At 46.9% G+C, this 621-nt stretch carries 1 protein-coding gene; it reads left to right on the top strand.

Annotated elements, in window-relative coordinates; genetic code table 11:
• Positions 1-605 (top strand): ABC transporter ATP-binding protein (locus tag R7Q09_RS26675; RefSeq protein WP_318144012.1); only part of this gene is annotated, 605 nt, incomplete at its 5' end.
• Positions 606-621: the final 16 nt, after the last annotated feature.

The raw sequence follows: 621 nt of genomic DNA, 5'->3' as shown, positions 1-621 counted from the left end.
AAGGCAAAGCGCTTAACCAATGGAAGCTTAAAGATCTCGCTAAACACATTGCGATTCTGCCTCAACATCCTACGGCACCAGAGGGCGTATTGGTCGAGCAACTTGTTGCGCTTGGTCGTGTTGCTCATCGCAAGTGGTATCAGGGCAACAGCGAGCGTGACCAAGAAGTGATTACTGAATCACTTGCTTCTGTCGGGTTGGCTGGTTACGAAAAGCGTGTAGTGAGTACGTTGTCGGGCGGTGAGCGTCAGCGCGTTTGGCTGGCGATGTGTTTGGCGCAAGAAGCTCAGTGGTTATTGCTGGATGAACCAACCAGTTATCTCGATTTAGGTCACCAACTCGAGTTACTTGAAGTGCTCGATAAGTTGAACAAGGAACGCAACTTAACCATCGTTTATGTTCTCCATGAACTCAGCCAAGCTGCGCAGTTCTGTGATGAACTGGTACTAATGAAAAAAGGTCAGATCTTAAAACAGGGGGCGCCTTTGGACGTGCTTACTCAATCGACCCTTGAATCGGTGTTTAAAGTGGAAGGAAAAATGGAAGTCATTGATGGCTACGTTTACTGTTTACCAAAAGCTTATGTTCGTGAGGAAGTGCGTTAATGGAAAACCTGTTTAA

The sequence above is a fragment of the Vibrio sp. 2130-1 genome, from assembly GCF_033339515.1.
Note: the sequence above shows the minus strand (reverse complement) of the source record. Positions and strands in the feature narration are given on the sequence as shown.